This is a genomic window from Caenimonas sp. SL110 (assembly GCF_001044395.1).
In the GTDB taxonomy this organism is placed as follows: domain Bacteria; phylum Pseudomonadota; class Gammaproteobacteria; order Burkholderiales; family Burkholderiaceae_C; genus Ramlibacter.
The window spans coordinates 46,188-64,390 of sequence record NZ_JANU01000037.1 but is presented as its reverse complement, the minus strand read 5'-3'; the positions used below and the strand labels follow the sequence as shown (position 1 = coordinate 64,390).

Annotated in this window: 14 protein-coding genes; 8 read left to right on the top strand and 6 right to left on the bottom strand. The window is 63.6% G+C overall.

Annotated features, from left to right (window positions below; genetic code table 11):
- Positions 1-64: 64 nt before the first annotated feature.
- Entirely contained in the window at positions 65-1,039 is a 975-nt protein-coding gene (locus tag AQ12_RS16910; RefSeq protein WP_048441118.1) for a tripartite tricarboxylate transporter substrate-binding protein, read from the bottom strand.
- A 98-nt stretch (positions 1,040-1,137) separates the two neighbouring features.
- On the opposite strand from AQ12_RS16910, the gene AQ12_RS16905 reads away from it, so the two are divergent.
- The 7 genes from AQ12_RS16905 (at position 1,138) to AQ12_RS16875 (ending at position 6,442) form a co-directional block, all read left to right on the top strand.
- Positions 1,138-2,019: a CoA transferase gene (locus tag AQ12_RS16905; RefSeq protein ID WP_048441117.1), complete on the top strand. Its 882-nt coding sequence runs from the start codon at positions 1,138-1,140 to the stop codon at positions 2,017-2,019.
- A 143-nt stretch (positions 2,020-2,162) separates the two neighbouring features.
- Positions 2,163-2,795 carry a response regulator transcription factor gene (locus tag AQ12_RS16900; protein WP_048441129.1) on the top strand — a complete coding sequence of 211 codons (633 nt, stop codon included), beginning with the start codon at positions 2,163-2,165 and terminating at the stop codon, positions 2,793-2,795.
- A gap of 68 nt (positions 2,796-2,863) precedes the next feature.
- The gene (locus tag AQ12_RS16895; protein WP_048441116.1) at positions 2,864-3,796 is read left to right on the top strand and encodes a Ku protein; all 933 of its coding nucleotides are present in this window, start codon (positions 2,864-2,866) and stop codon (positions 3,794-3,796) included.
- 55 nt (positions 3,797-3,851) lie between these two features.
- Positions 3,852-4,037, top strand: a complete 186-nt coding sequence (locus tag AQ12_RS16890; RefSeq protein ID WP_048441115.1) for a CsbD family protein — start codon at positions 3,852-3,854, stop codon at positions 4,035-4,037.
- A gap of 74 nt (positions 4,038-4,111) precedes the next feature.
- Positions 4,112-4,528, top strand: a complete 417-nt coding sequence (locus AQ12_RS16885) for a hypothetical protein (protein WP_193387998.1) — start codon at positions 4,112-4,114, stop codon at positions 4,526-4,528.
- Between the two features lie 53 nt (positions 4,529-4,581).
- Entirely contained in the window at positions 4,582-5,712 is a 1,131-nt protein-coding gene (locus tag AQ12_RS16880; RefSeq protein ID WP_048441127.1) for an MFS transporter, read from the top strand.
- 7 nt (positions 5,713-5,719) lie between these two features.
- Positions 5,720-6,442: a sulfite exporter TauE/SafE family protein gene (locus tag AQ12_RS16875; protein ID WP_048441114.1), complete on the top strand. Its 723-nt coding sequence runs from the start codon at positions 5,720-5,722 to the stop codon at positions 6,440-6,442.
- 21 nt (positions 6,443-6,463) lie between these two features.
- On the opposite strand, the gene AQ12_RS16870 is transcribed toward AQ12_RS16875, so the two are convergent.
- The 4 genes from AQ12_RS16870 to AQ12_RS16855 form a co-directional block, all read right to left on the bottom strand.
- Positions 6,464-6,673 (bottom strand): KGG domain-containing protein, encoded by a 210-nt coding sequence (locus AQ12_RS16870; RefSeq protein ID WP_048441113.1) that lies wholly within the window; start codon positions 6,671-6,673, stop codon positions 6,464-6,466.
- A 107-nt stretch (positions 6,674-6,780) separates the two neighbouring features.
- Positions 6,781-9,054, bottom strand: coding sequence for a DUF3482 domain-containing protein (locus AQ12_RS22245; protein ID WP_053076776.1), 2,274 nt, complete (start codon positions 9,052-9,054; stop codon positions 6,781-6,783).
- A 147-nt stretch (positions 9,055-9,201) separates the two neighbouring features.
- Positions 9,202-11,601 carry a YgiQ family radical SAM protein gene (locus AQ12_RS16860; protein WP_048441112.1) on the bottom strand — a complete coding sequence of 800 codons (2,400 nt, stop codon included), beginning with the start codon at positions 11,599-11,601 and terminating at the stop codon, positions 9,202-9,204.
- Between the two features lie 51 nt (positions 11,602-11,652).
- On the bottom strand, positions 11,653-12,906 hold the full coding sequence (locus tag AQ12_RS16855) for a hypothetical protein (RefSeq protein ID WP_152682838.1): 1,254 nt from the start codon (positions 12,904-12,906) through the stop codon (positions 11,653-11,655).
- A 98-nt stretch (positions 12,907-13,004) separates the two neighbouring features.
- Here AQ12_RS16855 and AQ12_RS16850 point away from each other — a divergent pair, with 98 nt between their 5' ends.
- Complete coding sequence (locus tag AQ12_RS16850) at positions 13,005-14,084, top strand: Ldh family oxidoreductase (RefSeq protein WP_048441110.1); 1,080 nt, start codon at positions 13,005-13,007, stop codon at positions 14,082-14,084.
- Between the two features lie 22 nt (positions 14,085-14,106).
- Here AQ12_RS16850 and AQ12_RS16845 read toward each other — a convergent pair whose 3' ends face one another.
- Positions 14,107-17,958, bottom strand: a complete 3,852-nt coding sequence (locus AQ12_RS16845; protein WP_152682837.1) for a hypothetical protein — start codon at positions 17,956-17,958, stop codon at positions 14,107-14,109.
- Positions 17,959-18,203: the final 245 nt, after the last annotated feature.

The window sequence follows — 18,203 nt, the reverse complement described above, 5'->3', positions numbered from 1 at the left end:
CATTACGAATCAAGCACTTGAGTGGTGTTTCTTAAGAGTCCGCAATGACATCCAATGATTCCAATCAGTCCGCGAAAGTCCCGGTCGACCGGATGATCGGGCCCCATTTGTCGATCTCGGACTTGAGCCAGGTCTGCAGGCCTTCTGGCGACAGCTTGCTATCCGGGGCGATCTCCGCGCCGAGGTCGGCCATGCGCTTCATGACATCGGGGTCCTTCAGGGCGCTACGCACCGCAGCGTTCATGCGATCGATCACAGGCTTGGGCGTGCCCTTGGGGGCGTAGATGCCGTGCCACACGACAACCTCGAAGTCTTTCAGGCCTTGCTCATGAAGCGTGGGCGCATCGGGCAAGGCCTTGATGCGGTTCTTGGTGGTCACGCCATAGAACTTGACGCTGCCCGCCTTGATTTGCGGAATGGTCTGCGTCGTCTGGTCGCACAGGATGTCGACCTGCCCGCCTAGCAACGCATTCATCGCAGGCGCAGTGCCCTGGAACGGCACGGCCGTCATCTTCACGCCCAGGGCGTTTTCCAGCAGCATGCCGCACAGCTGCGACACAGCACCCAGGCCTGCGTTGGCGAGATTGATCTTGTCCTTGTTCGCCTTGACGTAGGCCGCGAACTCCTGGAAGTTGTTGGCCGGGAAATTCTTGCGCGCGAGCAAGGTCATCGGCACATCCACCGCCTGGCTCACGAACTCGAAATCGGTCAGCGGGTTGTAGGCCAGCTTGCGGTACAGCGCGGTCGATGTCGCCATGCCGTTGTGGTGGATGAAGAACGTATAGCCGTCAGGCGTGGCCTTGGAGACATAGGAGGCCGCGACAGTGCCGCCCGCCCCCAGCTTGTTTTCGATCACCACCGTCTGGCCGAGCGTCTTGCTCATCGATGCGCCCAGCGTGCGGGCGACGACATCGGTGGGTCCGCCGGCAGCAAACGGCACGACCAGCGTGATCGGCCGGGTCGGCCAGGCTTGCGCGAACGCCGCGCCTGAAACAGTGACTGCAAGACCGGCAACGAGCAGGGTACGACGCAAATTCATCGATGTCTCCGAATGGTTGTGTGACTACGAGGCCAGCGTAGCCCACGCAATCGGCGCAGCAATCGGTATGTTCCCGTGCTCTGTCATCATCACGCACCATGACAACAGTGCTTGCCGGGACCCGGATCCTCAGCCTTGCCCTCAACCTGCCCGGCCCTGCGGCGCTGATGCGCTGCCGCAAGATGGGCGCGACCTGCGTGAAGATCGAGCCGCCTGCGGGGGACCCGATGCGTCACTACAACCAGGGGGCTTACGACGAACTCAGCGAAGGCGTCAAGGTCATCACGGCCGATCTGAAAACCCCCGACGGCCAGAAGGTGTTGCATCGCGAACTCGCCAGGTCGCATGTGCTGCTCACCTCGTTTCGCCCGTCTGCCATCACGAAGCTGGGCCTGCAATGGTCAAAGCTCCACGCGGCCTACCCCGAGCTTTCGCATGTCGCGATCGTGGGCGCGCCCGGCCCTGCCGGTGAAGAGCCGGGACACGACCTCACCTACCTCGCAGACAACGGCCTGGTGCCCGGCCTTGAACTGCCCGCAACGCTGTACGCCGACATGAGCGGATCGCTGATGGCCAGCGAAGCCGTGCTCGGCGCGGCCCTCGCGCAGAGCGAGCGATACGCGGGTTCCGGCCAAACGCATCCGCAGGGAGCGTTCATTGAAGTAGCGTTGTCTGAAGCTGCAGCCTACCTCGCCTTGCCTCGGCACTGGGGCCTCACGCAGCCGGCAGGCGCGGTCGGCGGCGCACACGCGGGGTACAGGGTTTTTCCCTGCAAGGACGGCCGCGTGGCCGTGGCCGCGCTGGAGCCGCACTTTGCAGCCGGCCTGTGCGCGGCGGCGGGTCTGGACGCATCTGACATGCGCACCATGTTTGCACCGGCCACACATCAGGCGATCGCTGCATTTTTCCTGGGCCAGTCCCGAGCCGAACTGGATCGCCTGGCGGCTGAACGTGATTTGCCGATCCTCACCATGGCCTGACGCGACTCGTTACCAATGCGAAAGCGCCTTGTAGGACAAAGCCTGAATTTGCGCCTGAAAAGTCTCAATTCGACCCACTGCCGCGCTTTTGGGAACACACTTCAGGCTGATGAGTTTCGCTAAACAAGACCATGAATGATTCGATCGTAAAAGTAGGCATCGTCGACGACCACGCCATCGTGCGGGCCGGGCTGAAGCAGTTCCTGTCCGAGATGGTGGACCTGCGTATCGTGGGCGAAGCGTCCAGCGGACGCGAGGCCATCGACCTGGTTCGCACCACCGAAATGGACGTGATCATCATGGACCTGTCCATGCCCGGACAAAGCGGTATCGACGCGCTGGCCATGATCCGTGCCAAGGCACCGGATGTGGGCATCCTGATTCTTTCGGGTTACCCCGAAGAGCAGTACGCAGTGAACCTGATTCGCCAGGGCGCCAGCGGCTACCTGAACAAGGAATGCGAGCCGATGGAGATCGTCAACGCCATCCGCACCATTGCGCTGGGCCGACGCTACATCTCGCCATCGGTGGCTGAACTCATCGCACAGCAGCTCAATCGCAAGGAAGGCAGCGCCGCGCACGACCTGTTGTCCGAGCGCGAATTCCAGGTGTTCCTCAAGCTCGCCAAGGGCGAGACGGCCGGTGACATCGCCAATGCGCTTTCACTGAGCGTCAAGACCGTCAGCACGTACCGCACGCGCCTGATGGAAAAGATGGGCCTCGCGTCCAACAGCGACCTGACCTACTACGCGCTGAAGAACAAGCTGATCGATTGATTCGTACGCACGCTGTTTCGCTACAGCGTCCTACATCCTGGATGAAGCACGGCAACTAACGTTGCCTCATGCCCGCACCATCCAGCACCCGAACCCTGTGGAAAGGCGCGATCAGCTTCGGGCTGGTCCACATTCCCATCACGCTGCACTCTGCGACGCAGGAAAACCGCATGCGGTTCAACCTGCTCGACAAGTCGACCATGAATCCGGTCGGCAACAAGCAGGTGAACAAGTCCACCGGCAAGGAAATGGCCAGCGACGAGGTGGTCAAGGGCTTCGAGTACGAAAAAGACCAGTACGTGGTCGTGACGCCCGAAGAGATCAGGACGGCCCTGCCCCGCTCCACCCAGACGATCGAAATCGAGTCGTTCGTGGACGGCAGCCAGATCCCGACGGCCTACTTCAACAAACCCTATTTCGTCGCACCGGCCGCCAAGGGCCAGAAGCCCTACAAGCTCCTGCTGGAAACCATGCGCCGCACCGGCAAGGTCGGCATTGCCCGCGTCGTCATTTCGACCCGGCAGCACCTCGCAGCGCTGATTCCAGGCGACGGCATGCTGGTGCTCGAACTGCTTCGCTGGTCCGACGAAGTGCGCGACACAGCCGGCCTGCCCTTGCCCGATGCCGACACCAAGATCAGCGACAAGGAACTCAAGATGGCCGAGCAGCTCGTCAAGGAATTGGTGGACGACTGGAACCCTGACGCTTTCCACGACGAGTTCAAGGAAAAGCTCGAAGAGGTCGTTGCCGCCAAGGTAAAGGCCGGCCAGGGCGAGCACATCGTCAAGCCGCTGGAAGGCGAAGAGATCAACAGCAGCGCCGACATCATCGACCTGACCGAGCTGCTCAAGCGCAGCTTGCGCAAGGGCGAGCCCAGCACGGGCGCGCGCAAGGCCGCCAACGACGAATCACCTGCGAAAGCCCGGAAGGCGGCGGCCGCCAAGAAGCCCGCCCGTTCGACCACGAGCGTCAAACCCAAACCCCGCAAGAAGGCCGCGTAGGGCTCGCGCCCTGCAAGGCCTGTTTTTCAACCCGTAGCAACCCAAAGGAGCAGATATGAACAAGGATCAAGTCAAAGGCACCGTCAAGGACATCGCCGGCGAGGCGCAGGAAAACCTGGGCAAGGTGATCGGCAGCAAGGAGCAGGAGGCCAAGGGCGAAGCCCGCCAGGTCGAAGGCAAGCTGCAAAAGGGCGTAGGCGACCTGAAAGAAGGCATCAAGGATGCCGTCGACAAAGCCTGACGGCCTTGTGAAAAATGACCCCGGGGACCGCTTGCGGTCCCCTTTTCCTTGTGCGCGACACCTAGAATCGGGCGATGCAAGAAGTCCGCGCCGAACCTGCCAAAGAAGTTGCAGTCGCCCACCCGGTAGCGGCCCAAAAGGCGCCAGCCCCCGCATTTGACGGCACCTCCACCACCGTTTTCCAGACCAAGATGAAGCGGGCGCCGATCTGGTTTTGCTCCTTCCTTGCCAGCAATAGCCGCGAAAAGGTGCGCCTGCGCGATGAGCTGGTGATGATCAAAGGTGCATGGCCGCTTCTCATGAAGCAGCGCAACGGCGGCAAGTGGACACCCGAGGAAAAGCAGGAGCTCAGTGCCATGGTTCGCTCGGCATCGGCGGTGAGTCCTTATCTCTTTATCTGGGCGCTCCCCGGCTCGGTGATCTTGCTGCCCTTCCTCGCGTGGTTCCTGGACAAACGCCGCAAGTACCGCAACCGCAAGAACGCGCGCTGACCGTGGCGACCGCCAGCGCTGCAGGCTCCGGCAGGACGATTGCCCTGCTGGCGATGGCCGGGTTCTTCTCTGGCGCAGGCATGCGCATCTGCGACGCCCTGCTTCCCCGGCTGGTCAGCGATTTCGGCATCACCGCAGGCGTTGCCGGGCGCGTCGTCATTTCCTTTTCCGTCGCCTATGGGCTGATGCAACTTGTTTTCGGCCCGCTGGGCGACCGGTTCGGCAAGGCCAGGATGGTGCTGATCGCGGTGATGGGGTGCGCTGTCGGTGCGGGCCTGTGCGGCGCGGCAACCGACTTTGACGTTCTGGTGGTGATGCGCGTGCTGTGGGGCATGGCAGCCGCAGGCGTGATCCCCCTGAGCATGGCCTGGATAGGGGACGCCGTTGCCTACGACCAGCGTCAGGCCACGCTGGCCCGGATGCTGACGGGCACCATCTCCGGAATGATGGCCGGCCAGCTGGCAGGCGGGCTCTTCGCCGAATCTGCGGCGGGCTGGCGTGGCGCTTTCTTCATGATCAGCGCGGGATACGCGGTGGTGGGCGTGGCGATGCTTCTCTGGCTGCGGGACGCACCTGCCGCCGCCAGCGCGGGCCCTACGCGAATCGCTTTCGTGTCGCAGCTGCGATCAGTGCTGCGGATGCCCTGGTCACGCTATGTGCTCATTGCGGTTGGCCTCGAAGGAATCTTCCTGCTCGGGCCGCTGGCTTACTTGCCTTCTTACCTGCACCTGCGCTTTGGCATCGCGATTTCGACCGCAGCTGCGCTCATCGCCCTGTACGCAGTGGGCGGCCTGCTCTACGCGATCCTGGCCCGGCACATCGTGCACCGGTTCGGCGAGCGACGCATGGTGCTGTGGGGCGGCGTGATGATTGGTGCAGGCTTCATCGGATGGCTGGTGAGTCCGCTCTACATGCTGGCGGGCCCGATTGCTCTGCTTGTCGGATTCGGCACCTACCTGTTTCACAACACGCTGCAGACGCACGCGACCCAGATGGCGCCCGAGGCGCGCGGCACTGCCGTTTCGGTGTTCGCGTTTTGCCTCTTCGTCGGGCAGGCCATCGGCGTGAGCATCGCTGGCTATTCATTCGACCAGTGGGGCTACGTTGCGATGCTGGTCGTGCCCGCCGTCGCACTTCCCGCCATCGGGTGGTGGTTTGCACGGGCGCTGGGCAAGCGCAAATAATCGCCCGGTGGAGTTCGCCCTCGTCCTCGTCCTGGGACTCGTTGCCGGTACGCTCGGCGGCATCGTCGGCTTTGGCACGTCGATCATGCTCATGCCCGCGCTGGTCATCGTGTTCGGCCCGCGCGACGCCGTGCCCATCATGGCGGTGGCTTCGCTGCTGGCGAACGCATCAAGAGTCGCGGCCTGGTGGAAAGACGTGGACTGGCGCGCGGTCGCGATCTACAGCGCTACAGGTTTTCCTGCTGCTGCGCTTGGCGCCGCTACGCTACTCGCCCTGCCCGCGCGATGGGTCGAGATGGGATTGGGCTGCTTTTTCATTGCAATGATTCCGGTGCGCCGCTGGATGGCCGCACGAGAGCTCCAGCTGCAGGCGTGGCATCTGGCTGTGGTGGGCCTGTTCATCGGCTTTCTCACTGGAATCGTGGCGACGACGGGCCCGATCAATGCGCCCTTCTTCCTGGCTTACGGCCTTGTGAAAGGCGCATACCTGGGAACCGAAGCGATGGCCTCGATAGCCGTGCACGCCGCCAAAGCCATCACGTTCCGCACGCTGGGCGCGCTGCCTCTAGAGGCCGTCGGAAAGGGATTGATCATCGGCACCTCGCTGTTTGCGGGTGCGTTCATCGCCAAGCGGTACGTACGCCAGCTCGATGCGTCGCGATTCAGGTTGCTGATGGACGGATTGCTGTTGCTGGCGGGACTGACCATGCTCTGGGCGGCGGCCATCTAGCCGCCCCACAGAGCACTGGCTTCAAGCCGGACGGTCAGACGGCTGGTGACGCTTCTTGCCGGCAGCGCGGCCTTCTTCGCTGGTGAACTGGTGGGCTCGGCCACAGGCGTGAGCGGCGCGGCCACCCATGCTGGCGATTTCCTTTTTCTTCTCCGGCGACATCGCGGCGAAGCCACGCAGGCGCTTCTCGGTGGTGGCTGCGGGGATGATGGCGGTGGTGACTTCCTGCATGTGCGCTCCTTGGCTTTCAGGGGATTCGGGACCACCATGCTGACCCAAGCTCAACCATGTTCTTGTAGGACAGCGCCTATGCCCGCTGACCGAAATTTGCGGACACTTCAAACGCGCGCCAGCACTTTCAGCGCGGTCGATTCCAGCTGCCTGCCAAGCGCAGACTGGACCTCGGTCGCGGTTTGCGCCGACCGGGCGACCGTCCAGAACGGGGTGTAGAGCTCGTTGTCCGCCGCAACCTGCGCAACCACTTCGCTGGTCCATGCAGTCACGGGCTCCTCGCCTTCGGGCAGCCGGCCGTCATGAATCACCGCCAGATAACGCAGCAGCGCGGCCTCGACCATGGCCTGCAGCATCTCGTTGCTCAGGGTGATCGAGGTGCCGCGCTTGGTCCACGCTGCGCCGACCCAGCCACCGATGGCAGCGCCTGCCGCCGTGGCCGCGCCGAGCATCAGGCCCCCGGCCAGCAGGTCCAGTGCAAAGCCCACGCCCGCACCGACCGCTGCCCCGCCCGCCGTCTCGGCCACCGGCATGTTGTTGCCCTGGCCCAGACGCCGTTGCACCAGCTGCTCGCGCTCCAGCCGATGCTGCAACGCGGATTCGCCCTCCTGCCTGACGCCATGCAGCTCGCGCAATCGCGAGAGCATGGAACGAGCCGATTCGTCCAGCCGCGCGACGATGCCCCGCATCGCTTGGGCGCGCGCCTCTTCCCTGGCCTGCCGCTCTGTCGCGCGCAAAGCCGGAAAGCCGCTTTCCGGCACGTCCCCGGACTGTTTGGCGGCCAAAAGGAGATGCTCTGCCACGATGTCCATCGACCGTCCGAATCGGGCCCGGTTGCGCTGGTCCCACGCCTTCGCCAGCCGGTTGCAGGCGGCGGCTGAAGGCTTGGGCAGCAGCTTTGCGATGGCGTCAAAGAAATGCTGCTCGCGCGACCAGTTCCGGGCGAAAGAATCAAAGGAGACTGCACCGCGCATCAGTTCTGAAGCCCCGACCACGAGCACCGGCTTGCCCAGCCACTCCACCAGCGGACGCGCTGCATCGATATCCGCATCGCTGCGTGCCAGATGCACGACGAGATCCCCATGGTCCCAGGCCTGTTGAAGCGCTGGATCAGCAAGTGGAATCGCGGAAACCGAAGGCGCGATGAGCTTGGCCTTGACCATGTCGAGCCACGAATGAAATGCCGATGACCCCTCTTGCGCGACGGGCTGCGCAACCCCCAGCGCAGGCGGCTGCTTGCCCGACAGGTCAATGAAGCGCAGGACATCGCCCTGGTCGCTGCTGACCAGCGTGTGCGCGATGTCCGCCTCTTGCGCGAGCACGCGCATGAGCCGCCCTCGGTCCTCGTCCGAATGCGTGATGAGGCACAGCTCGACGCGCGCCACATCGAGCAGGCTGGCAATGCGTTCGTAATACGGCTCGGCGGCGTCGATGGACATAGTCCCGGCCTGAAAGCGTTCGCGCACCCACGCGATCGCTGCCAGCACAAGTCGCGGAATCACCACGACCACCAGCAGCAACGCCACATACATGAACACCCATGTCGATGCGCCCTCAGCCGTCCCGCCGCCGGCGCTGAACTGCAACCGGGCAACCTGTTCGGTCGTGAATGGCGCCAGCGGAAAAAGCAATTGCGCAGGCACGCGCAAGACATTGAGCAGCGTGTTGACCTGCGACGCGTCGAGAAAGGTGCTTTCCCAACCGACACGGTATTCGACAACGAGTCCGCGAACCAGCAAGGAAGCAATCACGCCCCCTGCCCATGCCGCTGCCGAAAGATGCAGCACGCGCTTGATGCGGCTGGTGTGCAGCCCCTGCGTCACCTTGAACCACTCGCGCCAGAAATGGGCCGTGACCTGCGCGCGCGCATTGCCGGGCCGCCTGGACAACGCGCGGTTGCCATCGCTCCACCGGCCCAGGGCCCCGATCCATGACTTTTGCCCGCTGCGCGCCATTGCCCATCCGGCCAATAGCGCCAGGTACATCACGACATTCCACGCGACGATGCCCAGCAGCGGCAATGACACCAGGTCCACGCGATGCGGATTGCCGATGATGTTGGACACCACGCCCAGGGTGAATGCGAGCACCGGAATGCCCGCTGCCAGCCAGAGCTGCCAGGGCCGCGCGTTCTGCAGGCCTGCAAGCCAGGGGTCGCGTGGCTCGACAGTGGAGATGACCTGCACCGCCCGGTCGTGAATGAACTCGCCCATGCGGGCCCTGGAATCAGGCGATGCTGTCCGCCGTGACTCCTGGTCGATACGGTCGCGTTCGGCTTCGCCCAGCAGCTTGCCCTGTGCATCGCCCTGCTCGATGGCCCTGGCGAGCATGACGCGCCGCGTTTTGTGTTCACCCAGGATGAGGTGTTGCTTGTCTCTCATGCGCCGAGTGTGCAACAGGGCGCGCGTGTCGTGGGACGCTGAGCGCACAGGCTGTCATGGCGGACTCGATCCGCAATCCATGTCTTCAAGCCCAGTAGCCGCTTCGCGGTGGATGCCGGATCACGTCCGGCATGACAACCGGCTGGCTCAGCGCGCCTTGCGTTTGGCAGCGCCGGTCACACGCGGTGGCAGGCCGGTGTGCTGGGTCAGCACATTGCCCCGCGCAGGCTTGCCTGCGACTGGCGCCTTGGCCATCGGCGTCGAGTTCTTCTTTCGCGCGCTCTGGTAGCTGCCGTCGGTGATCGGCTGGAACGACGGAATCAGGTGGTGCTTGCCGTTGCCGATGAGGTCTGCGCGGCCCATCGCCTTGAGCGCTTCGCGCAGCAGTGGCCAGTTGTTGGCGTCGTGATAACGCAGAAATGCCTTGTGCAGGCGGCGGCGGCGCTCGCCTCGCACGATGTCCACACCATCTTCGGGCGTCACCTCGCGGCGCACCTTGCGCAACGTGTTGCGGCCCGAGTGGTACATCGCGGTGGCCGTGGCCATCGGGCTCGGATAGAAGGTCTGCACCTGGTCCGCGCGAAACCCGTTCTTCTTGAGCCAGATAGCGAGGTTCATCATGTCTTCGTCGCTGGTGCCCGGGTGGGCCGCGATGAAATACGGAATGAGGTACTGCTTCTTGCCGGCCTCGGCGCTGTACTTGTCGAACATCGCCTTGAACTTGTCGTAGCTGCCGATGCCCGGCTTCATCATGCGAGTCAGCGGACCTTGCTCGGTGTGTTCGGGCGCGATCTTGAGATACCCGCCCACGTGATGCTGAACGAGTTCCTTGACGTACTCGGGCGACTGCACGGCCAGGTCATAGCGAAGACCCGAGCCGATCAGGATCTTCTTGACGCCCTTGAGCGCACGCGCCCTGCGGTACATCTTGATGAGCGCTGAGTGGTCGGTGTTGAGGTTCGAGCAAATACCCGGATAGACACAACTCGGCTTGCGGCACGCCGCTTCAATCTCGGGCGATTTGCAGCCGATGCGGTACATGTTGGCGGTCGGCCCGCCCAGGTCCGAGACGATGCCGGTGAAGCCCGGCACCTTGTCGCGCATCTCCTCGATCTCGCGGATGACCGAGTCTTCGCTGCGGCTCTGGATGATGCGGCCTTCGTGCTCGGTGATCGAGCAGAAGGTGCAGCCGCCAAAGCAGCCGCGCATGATGTTCACCGAAAAGCGGATCATTTCCCACGCCGGGATCTTGGTCGCGCCGTCGTGGCCGCCCTTCTCGTCTGCATAGGCCGGATGCGGGCTGCGTGCGTACGGCAGGCCGAATACGTAATCCATCTCGGCGGTGGTCAGCGGGATGGGTGGCGGCGTGAGCCACACATCGCGGTCGGCATGCGCCTGGACCAGCGAGCGCGCGTTGCCCGGGTTGGTTTCCAGGTGCAGCACGCGGTTGGCGTGGGCGTAGAGGACCGGATCGGACTTGACCTGTTCGTAGGAAGGCAGGCGGATGACGGTGCGGTCACGAGGGGGTGGGCGTTTTTTTGTCCCCTCAGGCATTGCTCCCTCTCCCGCTTGCGGGAGAGGGTTGGGGTGAGGGTGCACCCGGCTCGACAGATTCGGGTTCGGCATGAAGAGCAGCGGCTTCGCCTCGCCCCCACCCCCGCCCTCCCCCAGAGGGGGAGGGAGCAAATCACCGACTTCCGGGGCAGGGAGCGAATCAGGGTCTTTCTCACAGGTCGAGCCCTGCGCCTTCGCCTGCTCCTGCGTCGTCATGTACGGGTTGATGTGGTCTTCGACCCGGCCCGGCATGTCGACTTCGGTCGAGTCGATCTCGAACCAGTCGCTGCGCCCTTCGCGTTGAACATACGCGGTGCCGCGCACATCGACGATGTCCTGCACCGGCTCCTTTGCGCCCAGGCGATGCGCGATCTCGACGATGGCGCGTTCGGCATTGCCGTACAACAGGATGTCGCACTTGGAATCGACCACGATCGAGCGGCGGACCTTGTCCGACCAGTAGTCATAGTGCGCGATCCGCCGCAGGCTGCCTTCGATACCGCCGAGAACGATGGGCACATCCTTGTACGCCTCGCGGCAGCGCTGGCTGTAGACGATGGCCGCGCGGTCAGGGCGCTTGCCGCCCACATCGCCCGGCGTGTAGGCGTCGTCAGAGCGGATCTTGCGGTCGGCGGTGTACCGGTTGATCATCGAATCCATGTTGCCGGCGGTGACGCCGAAGAACAGGTTCGGCTTGCCCAGCACCTTGAACGGGTCGGCGCTCTGCCAGTCGGGCTGGGCAATGATGCCGACACGGAACCCCTGCGCTTCCAGCGTCCGCCCGATCACGGCCATTCCGAAACTCGGATGGTCCACATAGGCATCACCGGTGACGATGATGATGTCGCAGCTGTCCCAGCCGAGTTCGTCCATTTCCTTGCGGCTCATGGGCAAGAATTTCGACGTGCCGAAGCGGCTCGCCCAGTACTTGCGGTAACTGGTGATGGGCTTTGCGGCGCGCGCGAAAAAAGAAACGTCGACGGGGGCGTTCATGCAGGCTTTCGGGGAAGGCCCGATTTTAGGTCCTCCAGCACTTTTCAGGGCTCAGGATGGGTATTGCACGCTCTTGCCGCCGAGCCGGGCCACCAGGGCATTGATGTGCCGCGACCAGGGCGGCAGGGGCTTGTTGCCGGTGGCCTGCAGGCACTGTTCGAGCTTTCGGGCCGACGCCGCCATCGAGAACTCATCCAGAAAGACCCGGTAGGCCCGATCTGTCACGGCGTCCAGCTCGGCCTGGGGCATGTGAACAGCCCGCTGGAAGGCGGATGCATCCAGCGGCCCTTCGTTGACAAAGATGCGTTGCTCAAAAAGGTCGGCAACCGAGGGCGATGAAGCCATCAGCACAGGGACCCGCATGGCGATCGCGTCAGTGATCTTGGCGGGCACCTGGTAGTCCGTCACATCGGACGCGGTGTCCAGGGCCAGGCACACGAAGTCGGCCGTACTGAGCAACGCAGGGATTTCGGCAAAGGCAAGGGCCGGCACGAACACCAGTCTTTCGCCACCGGCTGCCGCCAGCTCGCTCCTGAATGCGGGGTCACCGATGCTGTCCACGACGCAGAGCAGCAGGTCGTTGGCGCCGCACGCCTCCATGAACGCGAGCACGTCCTGCAGGCCCTTGTGCCGGCGCGGCGTGCCCAGGAACATGACGATGCGCTTGTCCGCAGGCAAGCCAAAGCGCAGGCGGGTTTCGCGTTTGTCGAACAGTGACGCATCGAACAGACGTTCATCGCGCGCATGGCGAATCACGGTGCCGCCGAACCGGCGCTGCAGATTCGGATTCGACACCGTCACTGCATCGGCCAGGTTCATCATCCCTTCGGCGACGCGGCTCCAGTAGGGATGCCCCGGCAGCACCTTGAGCGCGAAGTCGGGCGCATGGGACACCGCCGACGGGTGCAGGGGCTCGGTGCGCCCGACAAGCGCCAGCTCCCAGTCATCGACATCGACGATCACGCGGGCGCCCCAGCGCCGCTTGTATTCCAGCCCCATCAACATCGAGGGAAAGCGGGGTTTGGACACGACCACGGTGTGAAGCGGATGCGTCTCGACCCAGGTCACGATGCCGCGCACGAGCTCCGACCAGGTGGAATAGGCCAGCGTATGGACGGGGGGCACGGCGCCGCGCAGCGGAAGCCACACATCGTCGGTGCCCTTGAGCGCTCCGACCAGGTCTGTCGGGTGTCCCGCCCGGCGCAGGATCTCGGCCAACACCCATGCCCGGCCCAGCGCGTTGTGCGCCACGTCCCAGGCAATTACCGCCATCGCTTCATCCCGAACACCGGAGCCACTCGTCATCGGCGCGAGCTTAAGCGATGATGCGCAGCATCCTTTGCACGCGAGTGTTACCAAACCTCTCGTGCGCGAGGACTACCAAAAAAACCGAGGAGACAAAAGTGACCACAGCAGCCCCCGCAACTGCCCTTGCCTACCCCGCCGACAAGCTTGTTGAATTCGCAACCCAACTCCTGTTCGCAGCCGGACTCGGTGAGCGCAAGGCCAACGCGGTTGCGCGAATCCTGGTCGATGGCGACCTGATGGGGCACGACACCCACGGACTTGCGCTGCTCGCCCCCTACCTCGCGGCAATCGAAGCAAAGACGATGCAGGTCGACGGCGAGCCCGAAGTCGTCGCCGATGCACCTGCAGCCGTGACATGGGACGGGCGTCGCCTGCCCGGCCCGTGGCTGGTGCTCAAGGCGATGGACCTGGCGGCCGAGCGCGCGCAAAAGTTCGGCACCGGCACCGTGGTGATCCGGCGCAGCCATCACATCGCGTGCCTGGCCGCCTACCTCAAGCGGGCGACCGATCGGGGCCTGCTGATGATCCTGGCATGCTCCGATCCGGCGTCCGCGAGCGTTGCGCCTTTCGGCGGGCTCGATCCGGTGTTCACGCCCAACCCGGTGGCGGCAGGCATCCCCACCAGCGACATGCCGGTGCTGATCGACATCTCAACTTCAGCCACCACCAATGGGCTCACCAAGCGCCTGCACGGCGAAGGCGGCAAGCTGCCAGCGGCCTGGGTCATCGACAGCAACGGAAATGCGACCGATGACCCGTCCGTGCTTTTCAGCAAACCTGCGGGCACGATATTGCCGCTGGGTGGGCTGGATTCGGGGCACAAGGGTTATGGGCTCACGCTGCTGGTGGAGGCGTTGACAGGCGGTCTTGCCGGTCACGGCCGGGCCGACGACAACGAGGGCTGGGGCGCCACGGTATTCCTGCAGATGATCGATCCACGCGCGTTCGCGGGCCTGGATGCTTTCACACGGCAAACCAGCGCCGTGACCCAGCAATGCCGCGAGTCACGGCCCAGCAAGCCCGGCACGACCGTGCGCACGCCCGGCGAGCGGGGGCTGGAACGGGCGACTTACCAGCTGGAAACGGGTGTGAAACTGCACCCGTCGATTGCGCCGATGCTGGAGCCCTGGGCGGCGAAGCTGGGGGTGCCTATTCCGGCGCCCCTCGTCAACTGAAGATTGAGCCCGGGCTCGCCGTTCAAACTGGCGAGGGCCGCCTTGGACGGACCGGGGAATGGGACTCGAACGCCTCCTTGGCAAGCCGCTCCCCGCGCAATCCAAGTTCCGTGCGAAAGCCTTCAATGACGACCTCGCGCATCGCGGCCGAAATCCGCAAGGATTCGAATTCTGGTACGGGATCCAGCTCCGGTACGGCATTCAGCTTTTCGCGGACCAATTCAAGGTCCATGAGCACAGCCCTCATGACCGGCAATGCAGGGTTTGTATCCGCGCGCGCCGAACCTGCGACAGCCCTGAGCGCCTCGATCAGCTCGCGAACATCAGGCCGGTTCAGAGCCTGCGCGAATAGCGTCATCTGATTTTCGCTGAGCTTCATCTGTGTGATCGTCGCCTGTCGGTCGTGCTCTGAAACTGTGCCAATGCCTCCCCCCTCCTGCCATTGAAGCTGCGCAACTTCATCTGTCAGAGACACCGCATCCTTCAGATTGACCAACCCGCGAGCCAACTCGCCCTGACTGAGAAGGCTCATCGCATTGCGCCACCGCCGAAGCGTGACCTCTTGGGCCGCGTCGATTGAAGAAGACCGCCGCGCGGGCACTGGGCTGGATTGCCCGATTTCAGGCGCTGCAACCGGAAGCGGCTGCGTAGATGCAATGTCTTCACCCAGATCGCCGGCAAATGCTTGCTCCACCACTTCCAGCACTGCGACCGATGCGCGAGCGTTGTCGAACACCGCACCCGGCGGCCCCAAGCGCTTCAAGTCATCACTGAGCATCTTGCGCTGGCTCACTTGCTCAGGGTCCACGCCGCTCGCGCCGGTCACGGACGGAGCCTCCAGGACCCAGATCAATCCCCGAATTTCGGGTGTGGTGATCAGGCGTGCAACCTCTGCCTGCTGGTCCGCGCCCAACTCGTCCCACATGCGCTGCATCAGCGCATCGTGGAAATCGCGGCTTGAATCCGTCGTCATCGGCGCGTTTGCAACCGGAAGATGATGGGCAAGGTTCATCTCCCCTGCGATATGCGTCGCCCGCCTCAGGGCGCGCACGGCGTCGTCCAGTCGGCCCGCGCGCAAACCGGCGAGCCCTTGGGCCCAAAGGCTTGCGTGGCGCGCGCTCAAGGCGGTTGCGCGCACGGCACTTGCCTGCCCGATTTTCTGGGCAAAGTCCGGGCCCAGGCCCATGTTGCTCAGCGACGCGATTTCCGCGGCGTCGAGTTCTGCAATCTGGCTGACCTGATCCAGGAGCGCGGTGGCCAGCAGGTCCAGGGAAGACTTTCGGGGGGAGATCTCCCATGCAGCGAGTTCCGAGTGCCGCGCAAGCACGAGACGCAAGGCCGCTGCGCTGGCCGGCTGGCACTGGGCAACCGCCGCGTCGAATCGCGCACTGACAGCTGTCGCTTCTGCCGCCCAGGTGTCATTGACCAGTTCGATGAGGCGGTTGTGCGTGGCCGGCGATACCCGTGCGCTCGGCGTGGAAGTTCCGATCGTCTTCAGATACGAAGGAGGCAAGTGCCGCAGCAGCACCCCGACTTGAGTGGCACCCGTCGAAGTCTGCGCGGCGTGAGCCAGCGCATCCATGACGAGCGAGACGGCGGCATCGTTGGCCTGTGCAAGCTGATCGTCATCCGACGGGTCGAACTTCGCACCGCTGGCTACCACCTCATCAATGAGCGAATCGTATTGAAGCGTGACGCTGCGCCAGGCGTTGTCCCGTCCGGACTTCACAATCGAGGTGATATTGGCGAGAAGCCTGGCTGTCTGGCCAATTGGCAGCTCGGCGCCAGGAACGGGCGCGGCAACCACGTCGTCCTCAAGCTCCAGCTCGGCCAGTGGAAACTTGTCGGCCAGTTGCGCATTGAATTCCTCGTCCACTTCCTGCACGTCAGAAGCCAGGCCGAGTCGCCGAGCGATGACCATCCGGCTTGCAAGTCCGGGGTCGATTTGCAGCGCCTTGAACGCTGTTTGCACCTTGAGCAAATCGACCATTTTCATCTCGGCAAACGTGTCTGCAGGCACAGTGACGAACAGGTGCTTCGCCGCGATCAGCATCTCATTGGCATGCTGCGGAATCGGATCCTGGCTGGTGGGGTCGGTGACCTGAACGCCGACTGCCTTCATCTTTTCGTGAGCAGCCTGTGTTGCAAGGAGCATGGGCACGAAGCCTTCCGTCTTCTCACTGAGCACTTGAGGGTCAAGCGCTCTTGCAAGACCCGCAGCAGCGTCAACGAATTCGCCGATATGCAGGCGCGCGCTGATGACCGAAATGAACGCGTCACCCATATCAAGTCGCGTGCTGGCAAAGAACGACACCACAGACCGAAGCTGCGTGAGCGTCATCGCGTTGAAGACGCTGGCTTCCAGTGAATTCAGGCTGTCGCCCAGTTGCCCAATGTCGCTTGCGAGTTCGTTGAGCGGGATGGAAGAAGTTGTGATGTGCTCATAGGACTTTTGCACCCGGGCCAGCGCCGAGACCAGGCCTGCTGGGTCCACCGCGCCACCCGCGCCACCCCCGCCCAGCATCGTTGTGGCGGCCGTCACGGCTGCCGTGCACTCGGCACCTGTTTTCAGGACCTGCCTGCGACTTGCCGCGAGGGAGGTGATCCACCGATCGCCTTGCGTATTCATGACGCGCGTGCCACCCGAATCTGCAATGGCGAACAACAGCTCGTCTGGCATCTGCCTGATCAATGCGCTGACAGCTTCCCGGTAGGCCGGCTGGTCGGCATAGCTGGCCAGGGTGTCAAAGACCATCGCGTGGAAGGTCTCGGCCGGCATCCTGGCCCCGATGGCCAGATTGGTCAGTTGCTCCATCAACTGCCTGAGTTTCGATGCGACCTGCACAGGGTCGGCGCGGTCAGCAGGCGTCCTGAGGGTATCGAGGACTTCGCCGGCAAACGTCAAGGCCTGCTGTGCAGTTTCGTAACCGCGATGTGTGAGCTGGTCCTTCACCGCCTGGCACAGGATGCCGAACCGGAAATCGTTCTTGTGCGCGTCGCTGGCGTGGTCCAGGTTGGCAAGGACATTGACCAGGTGGTGCGTGTCCATCCGCAGCAGCGTGCGGCCGATGTGTCCGCGGAACTGGTTGATGTACTTCTCGTCCGATTCGGGCGTCGGCTTCGACTCCCAGACGAGTTCTCTCCTGATTTTTGGGCTGGGTGAGCGCACGGGCAAGGCGCGAAACAACTGGTTCAGGCAGATGTCCACCTTGGGCCGACTGGGCAACACTTTCCCAGCCTCCGTCACCCTTGCCCTGGTGTTGCCCAGGGGCTGCGTCATCGTATGCAGGCTGCCGTCCACAACGGCCTGCTTTCTGGCGTGAACAGCCTGGGTCCTGGCGCGTTCGGCTTGCGCCTTGGTGGGTTTGGCCAGCAATCGCGTGCGCTCAGCCCGTTTGGCTCGGTACTTGGCGAAGAATCGATACCGCACTTCGACCTGGGGGACAGGTCTGTTGCCCAGTTCGCGATGCACCACATCGGAGATCAACAGGCCGATCTGCTGGCCGCGTTCCAGCTTCAGCCGGTTCGGATCATCTTTCCTGATCGTGCTGAGGTAGCCGTCGTCGACGTGGGCAAGACCGGCCTCCATCGCTTCGAGCTGCTCACGCGTCATGGCCCGAACCTGCTTTTCAACCGTCTGGATCAGCGCCCTGTCGACGTTATTGCCCGCTGCCGCATCAAACCAGATGGCTGCCAGCTCTGGCCCCCACAGCGTTGCCGGGTCTGCAATCGTTTGCAAGACCTTGGCAACCGTTGCTTCGAAGGGCTGGCCATGAGGGACCGGCATCATCGCGCCAGACCTGAAGGGTGCCGGACCCACGGGAAGAGCGTGTTCGTATTCGTGTGCGACCTCAACTTCGGGCGGAGCATCCACAGCTGAATTGAACGAGAGTTCCCGGACGACTGAGGGTTCTGGTGCCACTGCGGGTTCTGAGGCTTCTGACGGTTCATCCGCTTCCGAATCACTGAGGTCGTCATCGTCCTCACTGAAGTGCTCAGCGAATTGCGTGAGGGAGTTCGAACTCGCTTCATCGCCGGAAAGGTCGGCGTGCTCCTGGAGATCGTCCTCAACGTCCCCGTGCGCCTGCTCAGGGTTGACTCTCGCAGAGTTCGGCTGTT